This is a genomic window from Micromonospora citrea, from assembly GCF_049629545.1.
GTDB lineage: Bacteria > Actinomycetota > Actinomycetes > Mycobacteriales > Micromonosporaceae > Micromonospora > Micromonospora citrea_A.
The window spans coordinates 391975-407939 of record NZ_JBNADX010000001.1; the positions used below are offsets into that span (position 1 = coordinate 391975).

General features: G+C 74.0%; 14 protein-coding genes. 8 read left to right on the forward strand and 6 right to left on the reverse strand.

Translation table 11 applies throughout. From position 1 onward, the window contains the following. Positions 1 to 109: 109 nt before the first annotated feature. The 5 genes from ACPFP2_RS01640 to ACPFP2_RS01660 form a co-directional block, all read right to left on the reverse strand. Positions 110 to 1273: a Gfo/Idh/MocA family protein gene (locus tag ACPFP2_RS01640; RefSeq protein WP_424085687.1), complete on the reverse strand. Its 1164-nt coding sequence runs from the start codon at positions 1271 to 1273 to the stop codon at positions 110 to 112. A gap of 214 nt (positions 1274 to 1487) precedes the next feature. Further along, on the reverse strand, positions 1488 to 2978 hold the full coding sequence (locus ACPFP2_RS01645; RefSeq protein ID WP_424085305.1) for a mannitol dehydrogenase family protein: 1491 nt from the start codon (positions 2976 to 2978) through the stop codon (positions 1488 to 1490). Beyond that, positions 2969 to 4273, reverse strand: coding sequence for an enolase C-terminal domain-like protein (locus ACPFP2_RS01650; protein ID WP_424085307.1), 1305 nt, complete (start codon positions 4271 to 4273; stop codon positions 2969 to 2971). The genes ACPFP2_RS01645 and ACPFP2_RS01650 overlap by 10 nt, the downstream gene beginning before the upstream one ends. Beyond that, the gene (gene uxaC / locus ACPFP2_RS01655; protein WP_424085309.1) at positions 4270 to 5691 is read right to left on the reverse strand and encodes a glucuronate isomerase; all 1422 of its coding nucleotides are present in this window, start codon (positions 5689 to 5691) and stop codon (positions 4270 to 4272) included. Before uxaC ends, ACPFP2_RS01650 begins: the two co-directional genes overlap by 4 nt. A 17-nt stretch (positions 5692 to 5708) precedes the next feature. Then, on the reverse strand, positions 5709 to 7037 hold the full coding sequence (locus ACPFP2_RS01660) for a Gfo/Idh/MocA family protein (protein WP_424085311.1): 1329 nt from the start codon (positions 7035 to 7037) through the stop codon (positions 5709 to 5711). A 243-nt stretch (positions 7038 to 7280) separates the two neighbouring features. Between ACPFP2_RS01660 and ACPFP2_RS01665 the strand changes: the two genes are divergently transcribed. Genes ACPFP2_RS01665 through ACPFP2_RS01700 form a run of 8 tightly spaced genes read left to right on the forward strand, consistent with a single transcriptional unit; the run spans position 7281 to position 14853 of the window. After that, positions 7281 to 8405, forward strand: a complete 1125-nt coding sequence (locus tag ACPFP2_RS01665; RefSeq protein ID WP_424085313.1) for a LacI family DNA-binding transcriptional regulator — start codon at positions 7281 to 7283, stop codon at positions 8403 to 8405. Positions 8406 to 8424: 19 nt separating this feature from the next. Continuing rightward, on the forward strand, positions 8425 to 9768 hold the full coding sequence (locus ACPFP2_RS01670; RefSeq protein ID WP_424085316.1) for an ABC transporter substrate-binding protein: 1344 nt from the start codon (positions 8425 to 8427) through the stop codon (positions 9766 to 9768). A gap of 30 nt (positions 9769 to 9798) precedes the next feature. Continuing rightward, positions 9799 to 10776, forward strand: coding sequence for a carbohydrate ABC transporter permease (locus ACPFP2_RS01675; protein WP_424085318.1), 978 nt, complete (start codon positions 9799 to 9801; stop codon positions 10774 to 10776). After that, entirely contained in the window at positions 10776 to 11657 is an 882-nt protein-coding gene (locus tag ACPFP2_RS01680; protein WP_424085320.1) for a carbohydrate ABC transporter permease, read from the forward strand. The genes ACPFP2_RS01675 and ACPFP2_RS01680 overlap by 1 nt, the downstream gene beginning before the upstream one ends. Beyond that, a complete protein-coding gene (locus ACPFP2_RS01685) occupies positions 11654 to 12262 on the forward strand; it encodes a hypothetical protein (RefSeq protein ID WP_424085322.1) in 609 nt (202 codons plus the stop codon). Before ACPFP2_RS01680 ends, ACPFP2_RS01685 begins: the two co-directional genes overlap by 4 nt. Beyond that, positions 12259 to 13107 (forward strand): PmoA family protein, encoded by an 849-nt coding sequence (locus tag ACPFP2_RS01690; RefSeq protein ID WP_424085323.1) that lies wholly within the window; start codon positions 12259 to 12261, stop codon positions 13105 to 13107. The genes ACPFP2_RS01685 and ACPFP2_RS01690 overlap by 4 nt, the downstream gene beginning before the upstream one ends. A gap of 55 nt (positions 13108 to 13162) precedes the next feature. Further along, positions 13163 to 14260 carry a sugar kinase gene (locus ACPFP2_RS01695; protein ID WP_424085325.1) on the forward strand — a complete coding sequence of 366 codons (1098 nt, stop codon included), beginning with the start codon at positions 13163 to 13165 and terminating at the stop codon, positions 14258 to 14260. Then, complete coding sequence (locus tag ACPFP2_RS01700) at positions 14257 to 14853, forward strand: bifunctional 4-hydroxy-2-oxoglutarate aldolase/2-dehydro-3-deoxy-phosphogluconate aldolase (RefSeq protein ID WP_424085326.1); 597 nt, start codon at positions 14257 to 14259, stop codon at positions 14851 to 14853. The genes ACPFP2_RS01695 and ACPFP2_RS01700 overlap by 4 nt, the downstream gene beginning before the upstream one ends. Positions 14854 to 14856: 3 nt before the next feature. On the opposite strand, the gene ACPFP2_RS01705 is transcribed toward ACPFP2_RS01700, so the two are convergent. Beyond that, on the reverse strand, positions 14857 to 15873 hold the full coding sequence (locus tag ACPFP2_RS01705) for a LacI family DNA-binding transcriptional regulator (protein ID WP_424085328.1): 1017 nt from the start codon (positions 15871 to 15873) through the stop codon (positions 14857 to 14859). Positions 15874 to 15965: the final 92 nt, after the last annotated feature.

The following is a 15965-nucleotide window of genomic DNA, read 5'->3' on the forward strand; positions in this document are numbered from 1 at the left end:
CTCGGCCGATCACGGTCGAGATTGCGGCTGTTGCGCCCTATTTGCCGGCGGTCGGAGCGTCCGGCATTTGCAGTGCGTTTTCCGTGGCACCCTGCCCCGGGCCCTCGGGTCAGCCGTCCTCCTCGTCCGGGAGTTCCCTGCGTACCGGCGGCACCGCCCACGGCACCGCCAGTTCCGACAACAGCGCCCCCTGCTCGGCGGCCCGGCGCAGGGCGGCGTTCACCCCGCGTACCGTCACCACCCGCTGCGGCCCCTCCCCGGCGACGGTCACCAGCTCGCCGCCGAGCAGGGTCGGCTCGGGCGCCGCCTGGACCACCTCCAACACCGCGGTGAACGGCGCGGTACGCGCCAGCGGCGCGATCAGCGGCACACCGACCGGGTCGGCCCGGTGCGCCACCAGGTTCTCCAGCAGGCCACGGCGCCCGGGCACCTCCCGGGGCGCGTCGTCGCCGGGCAGCAGCAGCCGGTCGGTCGGGTACTCCAGCACCGCCCGGCCCGCCGTGCCGGTCACGATCACCTCACCGGCGACGAAGTCCTCGCCCGCCAGGGTCACCGCGGCCACGATCGGCGGCCCGCCGCGCGGGACCACCCGCAGGGTCGCCGTGTCGTCCACCTCGATCGGGCGGACCCGGTACCGCTCCAACTCGACGGCCGCCGGGCGCACGGGCGCGCCGGCCACCGCCTCCGCCACCGCCAGGCACTGCATCACGGCGTGCGCCAGCGGATTGGCCAGCGCACCGTCCAGCACCGGCCGTCCGTCCAGCGTGCGCCGCCCCGCCCAGGGGGAGCGGGCGTAGTAGCCGTCCGAGCGCTGCCAGGCCGCGACGGTGGCGATGCCGGTGACCGTGCCGAGTCGACCCTGCCGCACCGCGCCGGTCAACTCGGCCAGGGCGGCCGAGCCGAGCGCCTGGAAGCCCACCTGACAGACCCGGCCGGTGTCGGCCAGCGCCCGGGCCAGCGTCCGGTGCTCGGCGGTGGAGAGCACCGGCGGCTTCTCCAGCAGCAGGTCCGCGCCGGCCGCGAGGACGTCCAGGGCGATCGGCAGGTGGGTGTGGGGCGGGGTGCAGACGATCACCACGTCGGGCCGGGCGGCGGCGAGCATCTCCCGGTGATCGGTGTGCACCGTGACGTCCGGCGGCACCGGCGCGGCCGGCTCCTCCTCGATCGGGCGTACGTCGACCAGCGCCACCAGCCGTACCCGGCCGGCCTCGTGCAGCGGGGCGAGGACCCGGCGGTGCCAGCGGCCGTGCCCGTTCGCCCCGACGACCGCCACCCGCGCCGGTGCCGCCGGGGCCCGGTGCCTGCCGGCCCGACCGGCCGGCGCGCCGTACGCGGCCAGCCCCCCGGCGGCGGCGGGCGGCACCGCGCTCACGGCGCAACCTCGGTTCGCGGCTGCCGGGCTCGCAGGCCCGGCTCACTCCTCGCGCTCACGGTGTGACCTCGGTTTCGCGACTGCGGGGCTCGCGGGCCCGGCTCACTCCTCGCGCTCACGCCGCACCCGCCAGGGCCGCCGCCACGCCGTGTCCACGCAGGGCGGTCAGCCAGCCGGTCACCTCGTCGCGCACCTCGTCATCCTCGGCCAGCGCGGCCGGGAACACCTCCCGGAGGGCGAAGAGCGCGTCGACCGTGCCGGCCGGAGTGTCCGGGGCGGCGGCCAGCGCGGCCCGGATCCGGTCGGCGAGCGGGTCGTCCAGCGGCAGTTGCCGGCCATTGTCGGCCTGCCCGCCCACGAAACGCAGCCAGGCCGCCACCACCAGGGCCCCCCAGTGCGCCGGCCGGCCCTGGGCGCGCAGGTCCGCGACGGTGTGCAGCACCCGCTGCGGCAGCTTCTGCGAGCCGTCCATCGCCACCTGCAGGGTCCGGTGCCGGATCGCCGGGTTGGCGAAGCGGGCCAGCACCTGCTCGCCGTAGTCGGTCACCCGGACCCCGTCCGGCGGGGTGAAGCTGGCGGCCACGTCCTCGGCGACGAAACGGCGCAGCACCCCGGTCAGGCCGGGCAGCGCCAGCGCGTCCGCGATCGTCTCGCAACCGGCCAGCGCGCCCAGGTAGGCCACCGCCGAGTGCACCCCGTTGAGACCGCGCAGCTTGAGCCGCTCCCACGGGCCGGCGTCGTCGGTGAGCACCGCGCCGGCCCGCTCCCAGGCCGGCCGGCCGCCGGGGAAGACGTCCTCGACCACCCACTGGGTGTACGGCTCGGCCGCCACCGCCGCCAGGTCGCTCACCCCGAGCGCCGCCTGGGCGGTGGCCAGGGTCTCCCCGGTGCTGGCCGGGACGATCCGGTCCACCATCGTCGAGGGGAAGCTCACCTGCGCGGCGATCCGCTCCAGCGTCGCGTCCGGCGTGCCGGCCAGGGCCAGCGACTGCCGCACCAGCCCGCGCAGCCGATGGCCGTTGGCCGGCAGGTTGTCGCAGCTCACCAGCGCGATCGGCCCGGCGTCGGCGGCGGCCCGGGCGAGCAGCCCGCGCACCAGCAGGCCGGGCACCGTCACCGGTGGCCGGTCGCTGGTCAGGTCGACTGTCAGCTCCGGGTCGGCCCGCAGCACGCCACTGACCGGGTCGAGCTGGTACGCCTTCTCCGTCACGGTCAGCGTCACCACCCGGATCGCCGGGTCGGCGAGCAGGCGCACGATCGCCCCCGGGTCGCCGGCGGCGTGGCGTACCCCGGCCAGGGCCCCGACCACCCGGGTGGCCGCGCCCTCGGCGGAGAGCGTGGTGACGCTGAACAGGGCGTCCTGCGCCGTCAGGGCCTCGACCAGCGCGGTGCTGCGCGGCGCGACCCCGACGATGCCCCAGTCCCCGCCGGCCGCGCCGATCGCCGCCTCGGTGTAGACCGCCTGGTGGGCGCGGTGGAACGCGCCCAGCCCCAGGTGCACGACACCGGCCGGCACCGTGCCCGGACGCAGCAGCGGCCGGCTCTCGGCGGGCACCCGGCGCAGGGTGGCCAGGCCGAGCCGCTCCGTGCCCACGCTCACCGCCACGCCGGGCCGTCCGGGAAGCGGAACTCGGCGATCGACTCCGGCTTCATGCTGGTGCTGTAGCCGGGGGCGGTGGGCAGCACGTACCGGCCGCCGCGGGTGCGCACCGGGTCGACGAAGTGCTCGTGCAGGTGGTCGACGTACTCCACCATCCGCCCGTCCAGGCTGGTGCCGACCCGCAGGAAGTCGAACGCGGTCAGGTGCTGCACGTACTCGCAGAGGCCGACCCCGCCGGCGTGCGGGCAGACCGGCACCCCGAACTTCGCCGCCATCAGCAGCTCGGCGAGGACCTCGTTGACCCCGCCGACCCGGCAGGCGTCGACCTGCATCACGCCGATCGCCTCGGCCTGCAGCAGCTGCTTGAAGATCACCCGGTTGGCGGCGACCTCGCCGGTGGCGACCCGGCACCGCCCGCCGGTCAGCTCGGTCACCGCGCGGGCGATGCGGGCGTGGCCGAGCACGTCGTCGGCGTGCGTCGGCTCCTCGATCCAGTACGGGTCCACCTCGGCCAGCGCCGTCATGTTGGTGATCGCCTCGTCCACGTCCCAGACCTGGTTGGCGTCCATCATCAGCAGCGCGTCCGGGCCGATCTCGGCCCGGATGATCCGGGCCCGCCGCAGGTCGTCCTCCGGCGGCCCGCCGACCTTCATCTTCATCGCCCGCCACCCCTGGGCGTACGCCTCGCGGGTCAGCGCCCGGACCTTGTCGTCCGGGTAGCCCAGCCAGCCGACCGAGGTGGTGTACGACGGCAGCCCGTCGCGCTCCAGCTCGGCGAGCCGGTCGGCCAGCCCGTCGCGACCCTTGTCGAGGATGGCGGCGGCCTCGTCCGGGGTCAGCGCGTCGGTGATGTGGTGGAAGTCGACGTTGGCGACCAGCTCGTCGGTGGGCAGCTCGGCCAGGTAACGCCACATCGGCTTGCCGGCGAGCTTGGCGCGCAGGTCCCAGACCGCGTTGACCAGCGCGCCGGTGGCCATGTGGATGACGCCCTTCTCCGGGCCCAGCCAGCGCAGCTGCACGTCGGCGACGAGCGAGCGCCAGAACGTCACCGGATCGGCCTCGATCTCGGCGACGGTGCGCCCCCGCACGTGGTGGGCCAGGGCGCGCACCGCGGCGCAGGTGATCTCGTTGCCCCGGCCGTTGGTGAAGGTGAACCCGGCGCCGGTCGGGCCGGCATCGGTGCGCAGCTCGACGTAGGTGGCCGAGTAGTCGCCCCGGTTGATCGCGTCGGAGCCGTCGCCGGCCGCCGCGGTGGGGAAGCGCACGTCGTGCACGTCGACGCCGGTGATCCTGACACTCATGACAACTCCCCGAACTTGAAGACCTTCTTCGGCAGCCGGTACGCCAGGTCGACGATGGTCTCGGCGGCCTCGTCCTCGGCCAGCCGGTGCTCGGCGACCAGCCGGGCGAGGAAACCGGCGTCGATGCGGCGGGCCACGTCGTGGCGTACCGGGATGGAGCAGAACGCGCGGGTGTCGTCGACGAACCCGGCGGTGTTGTAGAAGCCGGCCGACTCGGTGACCGCCTCCCGGAAGCGCCGCAGCACCTCGGGAGAGTCCAGGAACCACCAGGGCGCGCCGAGGTAGAGCGCGGCGTACCCGCCGGCGAGCGGGGCCAGCTCCCGGCTGAACGTGTACTCGTCCAGGGTGTAGACGACCACCCGCAGTCGGGGGTCGTTGCCGTGGGCGTCGAGCAGCGGGGCGAGGGCGTCGACGTACTCGGTGGCCTGCGGGACGTCGCCGCCGACGTCCCGGCCGTGGGTGGCGTACAGCCAGCGGTTGTGGTTGCGCGCCGCCCCCGGGTGCAGTTGCAGGACCAGGCCGTCGTCCAGCGACATCCGGGCGAACTCCACCAGCATGTGCGCCCGGAACGCCTCGGCGTCCGCCGCGTCGGCCTCGCCGCGCAGGCCCTTGTCGTACAGCGCGGTGGCCTCGGCGGGGGAGAGCGCCAGGGTGCGGGCCGTGGGGTGGCCGTGGTCGGAGGAGGTGGCGCCGGCGGCGATGAAGGCCGCCCGTCGGGCCCGCAGCGCGGCCAGGTAGCCGGCGTACGTGCCGGTGTCCTCGCCGGCGATCTCACCGAGCCGCTCGACGTTGGCCCGCCAGCCGTCGAACTCCATGTCGACCACGTTGTCGGGCCGGAAGGTGGTGACCACCCGGCCACCGGGCCCGCCCCAGCCGTCGGCGGCGAGCTTGGCGTGCTGGCCGAGGTCGTCCAGCGGCGACTCGGTGGTGGCCAGCACCTCGATGCCGAACCGCTCGAACAGCGCCCGGGGCCGGAACTCCGGCTCGGCGAGCCGGGCGGCCAGCTCGTCGTAGACGGCGTCGGCGGTGGCGGGGGAGAGAGGAGTGGTCACCCCGAACACGTCGGCGAAGGTCCGTTCCAGCCAGAGCCGGGACGGGGTGCCGCGGAACAGGTGCCAGTGCGCGGCGAAGAGCCGCCAGATGGTCCGCCCGTCGGTCTCCACCGGGCTGCCGTCCACCGTCGGCACCCCGAGCCGCGCCGGGGGCACCCCCTGGCTGAGCAGCATCCGGGTGAGGTAGTGGTCGGGCACGATGAGCAGCCGGGCCGGATCGGGGAACGGGCGGTCCTCGGCGAGGATCGCCGGGTCCACGTGCCCGTGCGGCGAGATGATCGGCTGCGGCGCGGCCAGGGCGTACAGCTCCCGGGCGAGCCCGCGGACGCCCGGGTCCGCGGGGAGGAGCAGGTCAGGGGTTGGCACGGGGACTCCTCGCAGGGTCAGGGCAGGGGGAGCAGGTCGGCGACCCGGACCGGGTCGCCGGTCTCCATGCATCGGTTGGCCGCCAGGCCGGTGAGCAGGGCGAGCGCGCCGTCGCGGGCGGTGGCGGCCCGGTGCAGCGGGTCGGCCGCGCCGCCGAAGAGCACCCGGGTCATCCGGGCGTCCGCCCCGCCGTGGCCCTGCCGGGTGTGACCCTCGACCGGGATGACGGTGGGCGGCTCCCAGAACGGGCGCAGGGTGAGGGTGGCCCCACCGGACTCGGCGGCGGCCTCGTCGCCGTGCAGGGCCGCGCCCTTGAGCGCGCCGGCCGCCGCCGGGCTGACGAAGTCGCTCTCGACGACCTCCAGCTCCAGCCGGCCCCGGCTGCCGTTGACCATCACCCGGTAGCCCTCCCAGGGGGCGTACGCGGTGAGGTGGTAGGTCATCGTCGCGCCGCTGCTGTAGCGGGCCAGCACCGCCATGTCGTCCTCGATGGTGACGCCGGGGGCGAACACGTTGCGGTCCCGCTGGTAGCCGTCCTCGGCCTCCGCGTCGAGGTAGAGCTCGCGCAGCCGGGGGTGCTCGGCCAGTCGCAGCGCGAACGGGTCGTCGGCCGCGGCGGGGGCCTCGTGCGCCCGGTCGTAGTCGCGGGCGTACCCGTGCCGGCGGCCCTCGTCGCCGTAGAAGAAGAGCCGGCCGGCGGCGTACACCTCGACCGGTTCGGCGTCGAGCCACCAGTTGACCAGGTCGAAGTGGTGGCTGGCCTTGTGCACCATCAGTCCGCCGGAGGACGCCTTGTCCCGGTGCCAGCGGCGGAAGTAGTCGGCGCCGTGCCGGACGTCGAGCAGCCACTCGAAGTGCACCGACCCGATCTCGCCGACCGCCCCGTCGGCGAGCAACCGGCGCAGCTGCTCGTGCAGCGGGTTGTAGCGGTAGTTGAAGGCGACGGTGACCTGCCGTCCGGTCTCGGCGACCGCGTCCAGGATGCGCCGGCAGCGCGGGGCGTCGACGGTCATCGGCTTCTCGGTGATCACGTCGCAGCCGGCGCGCAGCGCGGCGACGATGTACTCGTCGTGGGTGGCGTCGACGGTGGTCACCAGGACCACGTCGACGCGTTCCTTCTCGAGCATGGCGACGAAGTCCCCGGCCCGGTACGTCGGCACGGCCGGGTGGCCCAGCTCGACCAGCCACCGGTTGTGGGCGTCCATCCGGGCGGAGTTCACGTCGGCGAAGGCGACCAGCTCCGCGTGCTCGGCGTGCTCGGTGACCAGGGCGCGGACGAACATCTCGGCCCGGGCCCCGGTGCCGACGAGGGCGTGGCGACGCCGCCGCCCGGGTGGTGGTGACATGCGGTGGACCTCCCGCTCGTGCTGCAAAGGTTTGCAGCGAAGAAACCACGTCGACGAAGACGGCGTCAACGATGGATGCCAATCCCGTGGCATTCGTCCGCATTAATGGGGTGTTGATGCCCCCATGGGAGCGCGGTCGCAACCGAGCCGTAACAATCGGCCGTTGACACTGGAGCAACCGTTTGCATTAATTGGCGGCACCCATGTGACCGCAGCCACAACACCTGACGAGGGGGGCCGCCCGTGCCAGCCACCATCCGCGACGTCGCGCGGGCCTCCGGCGTGCACATCTCCACGGTGTCCCGCACCTTCTCGGCGCCGCACCTGGTCAACCCCGAGACCCGGGTACGGGTGCTGGCCAGCGCCGAGGAACTGGGCTACCGGCCGAACCGCGCCGCCCGGGCGCTGATCACCGGGCGTACGCACAACATCGGCCTGATCATCGCCGACATCGCCAACCCCTTCTTCCCGCCGCTGATCAAGGCGGCCGAGGGGCAGGCCCGGCACCGCGACTACCACGTCTTCGTGGCCGACACCAACGAGGACCCGGCCGCCGAGGAGGAACTGGTCCACGCCCTGGCCAAGCAGGTGGACGGGGTGCTGCTGTGCAGCCCCCGGATGAGCAACAGTCTCATCGAGCAGGTCAGCAGAGAGGTCCCGGTGGTGGTGATAAACCGCCAGGTCGCCGGGCTGCCCTGCGTGATGATGGACGTCGGCCAGGGCGCCCGGTCCGCGATCGAGCACCTGCTCGGCCTCGGTCACCGGCGCATCGCCCTGCTCGGCGGCCCACGCGGGTCCTGGACCAACCGCGAGATCCGACGGGCGGCCGGGGCCGCCGCCCGCGCCGGCGGCGCCGAGCTGACCCTGCTCGGCCCCAACCCGCCCACCGAGACCGGTGGCGGCGCGCAGGCCGAGCAGGTACGCCGCAGCGGCGTCACCGCCGTGCTCGCCTACAACGACCTGATGGCGATCGGGCTGATCGAAGGGCTGGACCAGCTCGGCCTGCGGGTCCCGCAGGACGTCAGCGTCGTCGGGGTCGACGACATCGCGCTGAGCCGGCTCACCCGCCCCAAGTTGACGACGGTGGCCACACCGACCGCGGCCGCCGGCCGGACGGCCGTCGACATGCTGCTGCAACACGACTCCGAGCCCCGCCCGCGTGGCGGGGGTCGGACAGCGGCCGTCGGCGACCGTCGCACCACCGCACAGGTAATGCTCCAGACCGAACTGGTCATCCGCGACTCGACCGGACCCGTAGCGGACTCCGGTCGAACCCGCCCCGGAGGCACTCCGGAAGGCCCGGGCCCGCATCGCCTTGCGGACCCGGGCGGCCCGGCCAGGACCACCGGTGGCGTCGTCGCCTCCTAACGCCGAGGAGTGAGCGCAGATGCACCCCGCAACGTCCCCCACCGCCGGCACGCCGGCCGAACCCACCCACCGTACCCTCGCACCCCGCCGTCGATTCCTGCGTGGCCTGGTCGCCGCCGTGGTGGCCGCGCCGTTGATGTTCGGCGCCGCGGCCTGCGGCGGCGACGACACCGACGCCGGTGACGGCAAGGTCAAGCTCTCCATCTTCTGGTGGGGCGGCGAGAACCGGGCCAAGCTCACCGAGGACGCGCTGGCCCTCTACACCAAGAAGAACCCGAACGTCACCTTCGAGAAGACCTGGCAGGCCAACCAGGGCTACTTCGACAAGCTGGCCACGCTGACCGCCGGCGGCAACCCGCCGGACATCTTCCAGATCGACGACAACTACCTGTCCGAGTACGCCGAGCGCAGCACGGTGCTGGACCTCAACAGCTACAAGGACTCCGGCAAGCTCGACGTGTCGAAGTTCCCCAAGAGCCTGCTGGAGTACGGCGTCGTCGACGGCAAGCTCGCCGGGGTGGCCTCCGGGGAGAACACCCAGGGCCTGGTCTACAACAAGACCCTGCTGACCAAGAACGGGCTGCCCGAGCCGACCACCGGCATGAGCTGGGAGGAGCACATCGCCTGGGCCGAGCAGGTGGCGAAGAAGACCAAGGTCCCCGGCACCCAGGACCCGAGCGCCGACTACAAGGCGTTCTGGGTGTGGCTGCGCCAGCAGGGCAAGGACCTGTACAAGGGCAAGGACCTCGGCTTCGACGAGGCGGACGTGACCAAGTGGTTCGAGCTGTGGAAGGGGGCCCGCGAGCGGGGCGCCACCCCGACCCCGGACGTGATCCACGAGGGCAACGCCAGCGACGTCACCAAGCAGCTCGTGGTCACCGGCAAGGCCGCCACGTCCTGGGTCTGGGTCAACCAGATGCCCGACCTGAAGAAGAACACCAAGGACGAACTGGGCGTCGTGGCGTACCCGGGTGACCCGAGCGGGCAGTGGGCCCGGGCCGCGATGTACTGGTCGGTGTTCAAGGGCAGCAAGAACCGGGACGTCGCGGTCGACGTGATCAACTTCCTGGCCAACGACCCGGAGGCGGTCGCGCTGCTCGGCACCGACCGCGGTCTGCCCTCCAACCTCGACCTGCGCGCCAAGGTCAGCGAGACGGCGACCGACCCGGCGATGAAGCAGTCCATCCAGGTCGAGACCGAGCTGGCGCAGAAGTTCGGCCCGGCTGCGCAGGTGCCGATCAAGGGCCACAGCAAGGTCAAGTCGGAACTGGTCAAGGCCGCCGAGAACGTCCAGTACGGCCGGATCACCCCGGCCGAGGCGGCGGCGCAGTACGTCGCGGCCTGCAAGTCCGCGATCGTCTGACCTAGCGGTCGACGGAAAGGAGCCGGCCCCGTGGCCCTCACCACGGCCCCCGGCCGGACCACCCGCACCGGTTCCCCCCGGCCCCACGCCACCCGGCGTGGGGCCGGCCGGGACCGGCACGGCGAAGGTCTGGCGGGTTACGTCTTCCTCTCGCCCTGGCTCATCGGACTGATGGGCGTCACGGCGATCCCCATGCTGCTCTCGCTCTACCTGAGCTTCACCGACTACGACATCCTCACCCCGCTGTCCGAGGTGCAGTGGGTGGGGCTGGCCAACTACGAGCGGATGTTCACCCAGGACCCGTCGTACTGGCACGCCGTCCAGGTCACCCTCACCTTCGCGCTGGTGGCCGTGCCGCTGAAGCTCGCCGCCGCGCTCGGCGTCGCGCTGCTGCTCAACAAGGCCTGGCGCGGGGTGGGGCTGTTCCGCAGCCTGTTCTACCTGCCGTCGCTGCTCGGCGGCAGCGTCGCGCTGGCCATCGTCTGGGTCAACATGTTCAACCGCGACGGCGCGTTCAACTCGTTCCTGGCGATCTTCGGCATCGAGGGGCTGCCCTGGGTCAACGACCCGGACTGGGCCCTGGAGACCCTGATGCTGCTGGCGATCTGGCAGTTCGGCGCCCCCATGGTGATCTTCCTGGCCGGGCTCAAGCAGGTCCCGTCCGAACTGTACGAGGCCGCGTCGGTGGACGGGGCGAACCGGTTCCGCCAGTTCTGGCACGTCACGCTGCCGATGCTCTCGCCGGTGATCTTCTTCAACCTGGTGCTCGAGACGATCAACGGGTTCCAGGGCTTCACCGCGGCCTTCGTGCTCAGCAACGGCACCGGCGGCCCGGTCGACTCGACCCTGATGTACACGCTGAAGCTGTACATCTCCGGCTTCACCGACCTGGAGATGGGCTACGCCTCGGCGATGGCCTGGGTCTTCCTGATCGCGATCGGGCTGATCACCACGATCTTCTTCAGCACCGGGCGGTTCTGGGTGCACTACTCCGACGGGGAGCGGTGATGGTGGCGGTGACCTCGACGGGGGCCCGGGTGGGCGCCCGCAAGCCGAGCGGACGGCAGGCGCTGCGCCTGGTCGTCCTGATCGCGATCGTCGCGGTCGTGCTCTACCCGCTGTTGTGGATGCTCGGGACGTCGGTGAAGTCCCAGGAGGAGATCGTCAACAACATCGGCCTGCTGCCGGAGGCGTTCACCCCGGGCAACTACACCGACGGGTGGAACAACTTCGACTTCAGCTTCGGCAAGTTCTTCCTCAACAGCGCGATGGTCAGCCTGCTCACCGTGGTCGGCAACGCGGTCTCCTGCCTGCTGGCCGCGTACGCCTTCGCCCGGCTGCGGTTCCGGCTGCGCGGGATGTGGTTCGCCGTCATGATCGGCACCCTGCTGCTGCCCGGGCACGTGCTGATCGTCCCGCAGTACATCCTCTTCCGTAGCCTGGGGCTGGTCGGCGCGGAGTGGCCGTACCTGCCGCTGCTGATCCCGCAGTTCCTGGCCACCGAGGCGTTCTTCGTCTTCCTCATGGTGCAGTTCATGCGGGGCATCCCGCGCGAGCTGGACGAGGCCGCCAAGATCGACGGGGCCAGCCCGTTCGGCATCTTCCGGCACGTGATCCTGCCGTTGAGCCGTCCGGCGCTGGTCACCACCGCCATCTTCTCGTTCATCTGGACCTGGAACGACTTCTTCCGGCAGTTGGTCTTCCTGTCCAACCTGGAGGACTACACGGTGCCGGTGGCGCTGACCCTGTTCATCGACTCCACCAGCCAGAGCGCGGTCGGGCCGATGTTCGCCATGTCGGTGCTGTCGCTGCTGCCGGTCTTCCTGTTCTTCCTCGCCTTCCAGCGGATGCTGGTGGAGGGCATCAACACCAGCGGGCTCAAGGGATGAGCGACGAGCGGCCCCGCCGCGACTGGCGGGACACCCTGCGCGACGCCACCGACCTGGCGCTGCTCGGCTTCGCCGTGGTGCTGGCCGCGCTGCCGCTGCTCACCCTGGCCCCGGCGGTGGCCGTCGCCAGCGCCGCGGTGCACGACCGGGTGACGCTGGGCGGTTGGCCGGCCCTGCGCACCACGCTGTCCCGGTTCGGCCGGGCGCTGCCGGCCGGCCTGGCGGTCAGCGTCGTCGCGCTGGCGGCCGCCGCCGCGCTCGGCGCCGACCTGGCCGCGCTCGCCGCCGGGCGGGTCCCCGGGGGTCCGCCCGCGCTGGCCCTCACCGTCGTGGTCACCGCCGCCCTGGCCGGGTACGCCGGGATGGTCGTGGTCGAGGTCGGGCGGGCCGGCGGGCGGGGCTGGCGGGACGCGGCCCGGGCGGCGGCGCGCGCCGCCGCCCGGCAGCCGGGCACCTGGGCCGCCACGAGCGGGGTGTGCGCCGTCGCCGGGCTGCTCGGCGTGCTGGTCACCCCGGTGGCCGCGCCGATCCTCGCCGGGTACGCCCTGGCCGCCCTGCACGCCGTAGCCGCCCGCCGGCCGGTCGCCCGGACGGAGGCGTCGTGAGCGACGAGCCCCGGTTGCGGGTGGGCGACGTCGAGGTGGCCCGCTACGTGCTTCACCCCGACCTGGACCGCAGACACGGCCCCCGGCCGTACCTGCACCCGGTCCGTACGCTCGCCGGCACGCCGGTCACCGACACCCTGCCGGCCGACCACGTCTGGCACCTCGGGGCGTCCCTGGCCGTGCAGGACGTCGACGGCACCAACCTCTGGGGCGGCCGGACGTACGTCCGGGACACCGGCTACACCTGGCGGGACGACCACGGCGAGATCGCCCACACCGGCTGGGTCGACCGGGGGCCGGACCGGCTGGAGCACGAACTGCAGTGGCGCGACCGCGACGGCGTGGTGCTGCTCACCGAACGTCGTCGGCTCGGCGCGGCGCCGGTGGCGGCGGACGTGTGGCGCCTCGACGTCGACTACACCCTCACCGCCCCCGCCGGGCACGACGTGCACCTGGGCAGCCCCGCCACCAACGGCCGCCCCGGCGGGGCCGGCTACGGCGGCTTCTTCTGGCGGGCCGTCGCCGAGGGCGAGCCGCGGGCCTTCAGCGCCTCCGCGGACGGGGAGGAGTCGGTCAACGGCAGCGCCGAGGCGTGGATCGCGTTGACCGGCGCCGGGCCGGGCGGCGGGGCGTACACCCTGGTCTTCACGGGCCTCGGCCCCGGCGACCGGTGGTTCGTGCGGACCGCGATGTACCCGGGGGTCTGCGTGGCCTTCGCCTTCGACCGGCCGGCGGTGGTGCCGGCCGGCGGTGACCGGCACGGCCGGCACGCGGTGCTGGTCGCCGACGGGACGCTCGACCGGCCGCGGATCGCCGCCCTGCTCGACGGCGGGGCCGCCGCGTGAGCGCGAGCAGTAGGCCGGGTCTGCGGGCCGCGCGGTCGTGCCCCGAGGTGGCGCCGTGACCGGCGAGCTTCCCGCAGGCTCCGGGCCGGGCGGCGTCGGGCCGGCCGACGACGGCCACGGGGCGTCGTCGGGGCCGGTCGACGCCGCCGGCCCGGAGGTGGCCACCGTCGGCGAGACGATGGTGGTGCTCAGCCCCGACCCGGCGACGCCGCTGGAGCGGGCCGTCCGGCTCGGGGTCTCCGTCGGCGGCGCCGAGTCCAACGTGGCGGTGGGGCTGGCCGCGCTCGGCCACCGGGTGAGCTGGGTGAGCCGGGTCGGCGACGACCCGTTCGGGCGTCGGGTGGTGCGCCAGGTTTCCGCCGCCGGGGTGGACACCGCGCTGGTCGAGGTCGACCCGGCCGCGCCCACCGGCGTCTACCTCAAGGACCCGGCCCCCGGGGGCACGGCCGTGCACTACTACCGGGCCGGCTCCGCCGCGTCCCGGCTCGGGCCGCAGGCGCTGGACGACCGCCGGCTGGCCGGCCTCCGGCTGCTGCACCTGTCCGGGGTGACCGCCGCGCTCTCGCCGTCCTGCGCGGCGCTGATGCAGCGGGCGCTGGTCGAGCGACCGCTGCCCGGCACCCGGGTCAGCTTCGACGTCAACCACCGGGCCCGGCTCTGGCCCGCTCCCACCGCCGCGCCGGTGCTGCGCCGGTTCGCCGACCACGCCGACGTGGTCCTGGTCGGCCTCGACGAGGCGCGGACGCTCTGGGACACCCCGGATCCGGTCGCGGTGCGGGCCCTGCTGCCCGGCCCGGAGCTGGTGGTGGTCAAGGACGCGGCGGTCGGCGCGACCGCGCTGCCCCGCGCCGGCGCGGCCGTCTTCGTGCCGGCGCTGCCGGTGCCGGTACGCGAACCGGTCGGCGCGGGCGACGCCTTCGCCGCCGGTTTCCTCTCCGGGCTGCTGCGCGGCCTCGCCCCGCGCGACTGCCTGCGGCTCGGCCACCTCTGCGCCGCGCCCACCCTCACCGTGGCCGGCGACACCGCGCCGCCGCCCGATCGGGACCTGATCGACCGCCTGCTCGCCCTGCCGGACGCCGCGTGGGCCGCGCTGGACCCCGTGGCGGTGGGGCTCGTCCCGACCACCACCGACCAGGGAAGGAACGACGGATGACGTCGCACGACTTCACGCCGATCTTCGCCGACGCGCGGGTGATGGTGATCCTGCGCGACCTGCCGCCGGCGGAGACCGTCCGCCTCGCCGAGCAGGCGTGGGAGCTGGGCATCGACGTGGTGGAGGTGCCGATCCGCACCGCCGACGCGGTGCTGGCCCTGCGGGCCGCGGTGCAGGCCGGGCGGGAGCGGGGCAAGCTGGTCGGGGCCGGGACGGTCCGCACTCCGGCCCAGGTACGCCAGGCCGCCAGCGCCGGGGCGGCCTTCACCGTCGCGCCCGGGCTCGACCTGGCGGTCGCCGACGCGGCGGTCACCTACGGCATCCCGCACCTGCCGGGGGTCGCCACCCCGACCGAGGCGCAGCGGGCCCTCGACCACGGGCTGGTCTGGCTCAAGGCGTTCCCGGCGGTGAGCCTCGGGCCGCAGTGGTTCACAGCGGTGGCCGGGCCGCTGCCGGAGCTGCGCTTCGTGGCCACCGGCGGGATCGACGCGGACAACGCGGGGGACTTCCTCGCGGCGGGCGTCAAGGTGGTGGCGGTCGGGTCGGCGCTGTCCGACCCGCGGCAGATCCCCCGGCTGGCGGCGCTGATCTGAGGCTCAGCGCGGGGCGGGGCCCAGGCTCTCCCGGCGGACCAACTCGGCGGGGAGGACCTCGACCCGGGACCGGTCGGCGGCCGGGTCCAGGGCGAGCGTCATCGCCCGGGCGCCCAGCTCGACCAGGGGCAGCCGGACGGTGGTCAGCGTCGGGGTGACGTCGGCGGCGACGGGCATGTCGTCGAAGCCGGCCACCGACACCTGCTCGGGCACCCGGACGCCGCGCTGGCGCAGCAGGGCCAGGGCGCCCACGGCCATCGAGTCGTTGAGGGCGACCAGCGCGGTCAGCCCTTCGACGGTGTCGAGCAGCTCGGCCGCGGCGCGGGCGCCGCCGTCCCGGTCGAAGTCGGCGTACCGGACGTGGTCGTCGTCGAGGGTGACGCCGCCGCCGGCCAGGGCGGCCCGCAGCCCGCGCAACCGGTCGGTGATCGTGGTGAGCACCCGGGGACCGGCGATCACGCCGATCTTCCGGTGGCCCAGGCGGAGCAGTTCCTCGCCGAGCAGCCGGCCACCGACGTCGTTGGCGGGCATCACCGCGTCGCCCGGGTGTTCGTGGCGGCCGATCACCGCCACCCGGCCGCCGGTGGCCTCGTACGCGGCCAGCTTCTCGGTGAGCCGGGCGGTGAAGTCGGGGTCGTGGTAACCCGAGCCGGCCAGCACGATCGCGGCGACCTGCTGGCCGCGGAGCATCTCGACGTACTCCAGCTCGCGTTCGGGGTCGCGGTAGCTGTTGCAGATGATGACCAGGCGGCCGCGGTCGGTGGCCACCCGTTGCAGGCCCCGGGTCACCTCGGCGAAGTACGGGTCGGAGACGTCGTGCACCACCACGCCGACGACGCTGCGCTGCGGCCGGGCCAGCAGTTGGGCGTGCGCGTTGGGGACGTACCGCAGCTCGGCGACGGCGCGCAGCACCCGCTCGCGCAGTTCGTCGGCGACGGGTTTGCTGCTGCCGTTGATCACCCGGGACGCGGTGGCGGGGGAGACGCCCGCACGGCGGGCCACGTCGGCCAGCGTCGCCAACGAGTCACCCCCCAGTGCCTGCCCGGTCCGCGTGCCATGCGGTCGCGGACAGGCTACCGCAAGATCATCGGGAAAGCCCTTGCCCGCTCCGG

Bases quoted from the DNA above. Each gene is read 5' to 3' on its own strand.
- ACPFP2_RS01650 (WP_424085307.1), bottom strand. From the start codon at position 4,273: ATGAGTGTCAGGATCACCGGCGTCGACGTGCACGACGTGCGCTTCCCC.
- ACPFP2_RS01660 (WP_424085311.1), bottom strand. From the start codon at position 7,037: ATGTCACCACCACCCGGGCGGCGGCGTCGCCACGCCCTCGTCGGCACC.
- ACPFP2_RS01670 (WP_424085316.1), top strand. From the start codon at position 8,425: ATGCACCCCGCAACGTCCCCCACCGCCGGCACGCCGGCCGAACCCACC.
- ACPFP2_RS01680 (WP_424085320.1), top strand. From the start codon at position 10,776: ATGGTGGCGGTGACCTCGACGGGGGCCCGGGTGGGCGCCCGCAAGCCG.
- ACPFP2_RS01685 (WP_424085322.1), top strand. From the start codon at position 11,654: ATGAGCGACGAGCGGCCCCGCCGCGACTGGCGGGACACCCTGCGCGAC.
- ACPFP2_RS01700 (WP_424085326.1), top strand. From the start codon at position 14,257: ATGACGTCGCACGACTTCACGCCGATCTTCGCCGACGCGCGGGTGATG.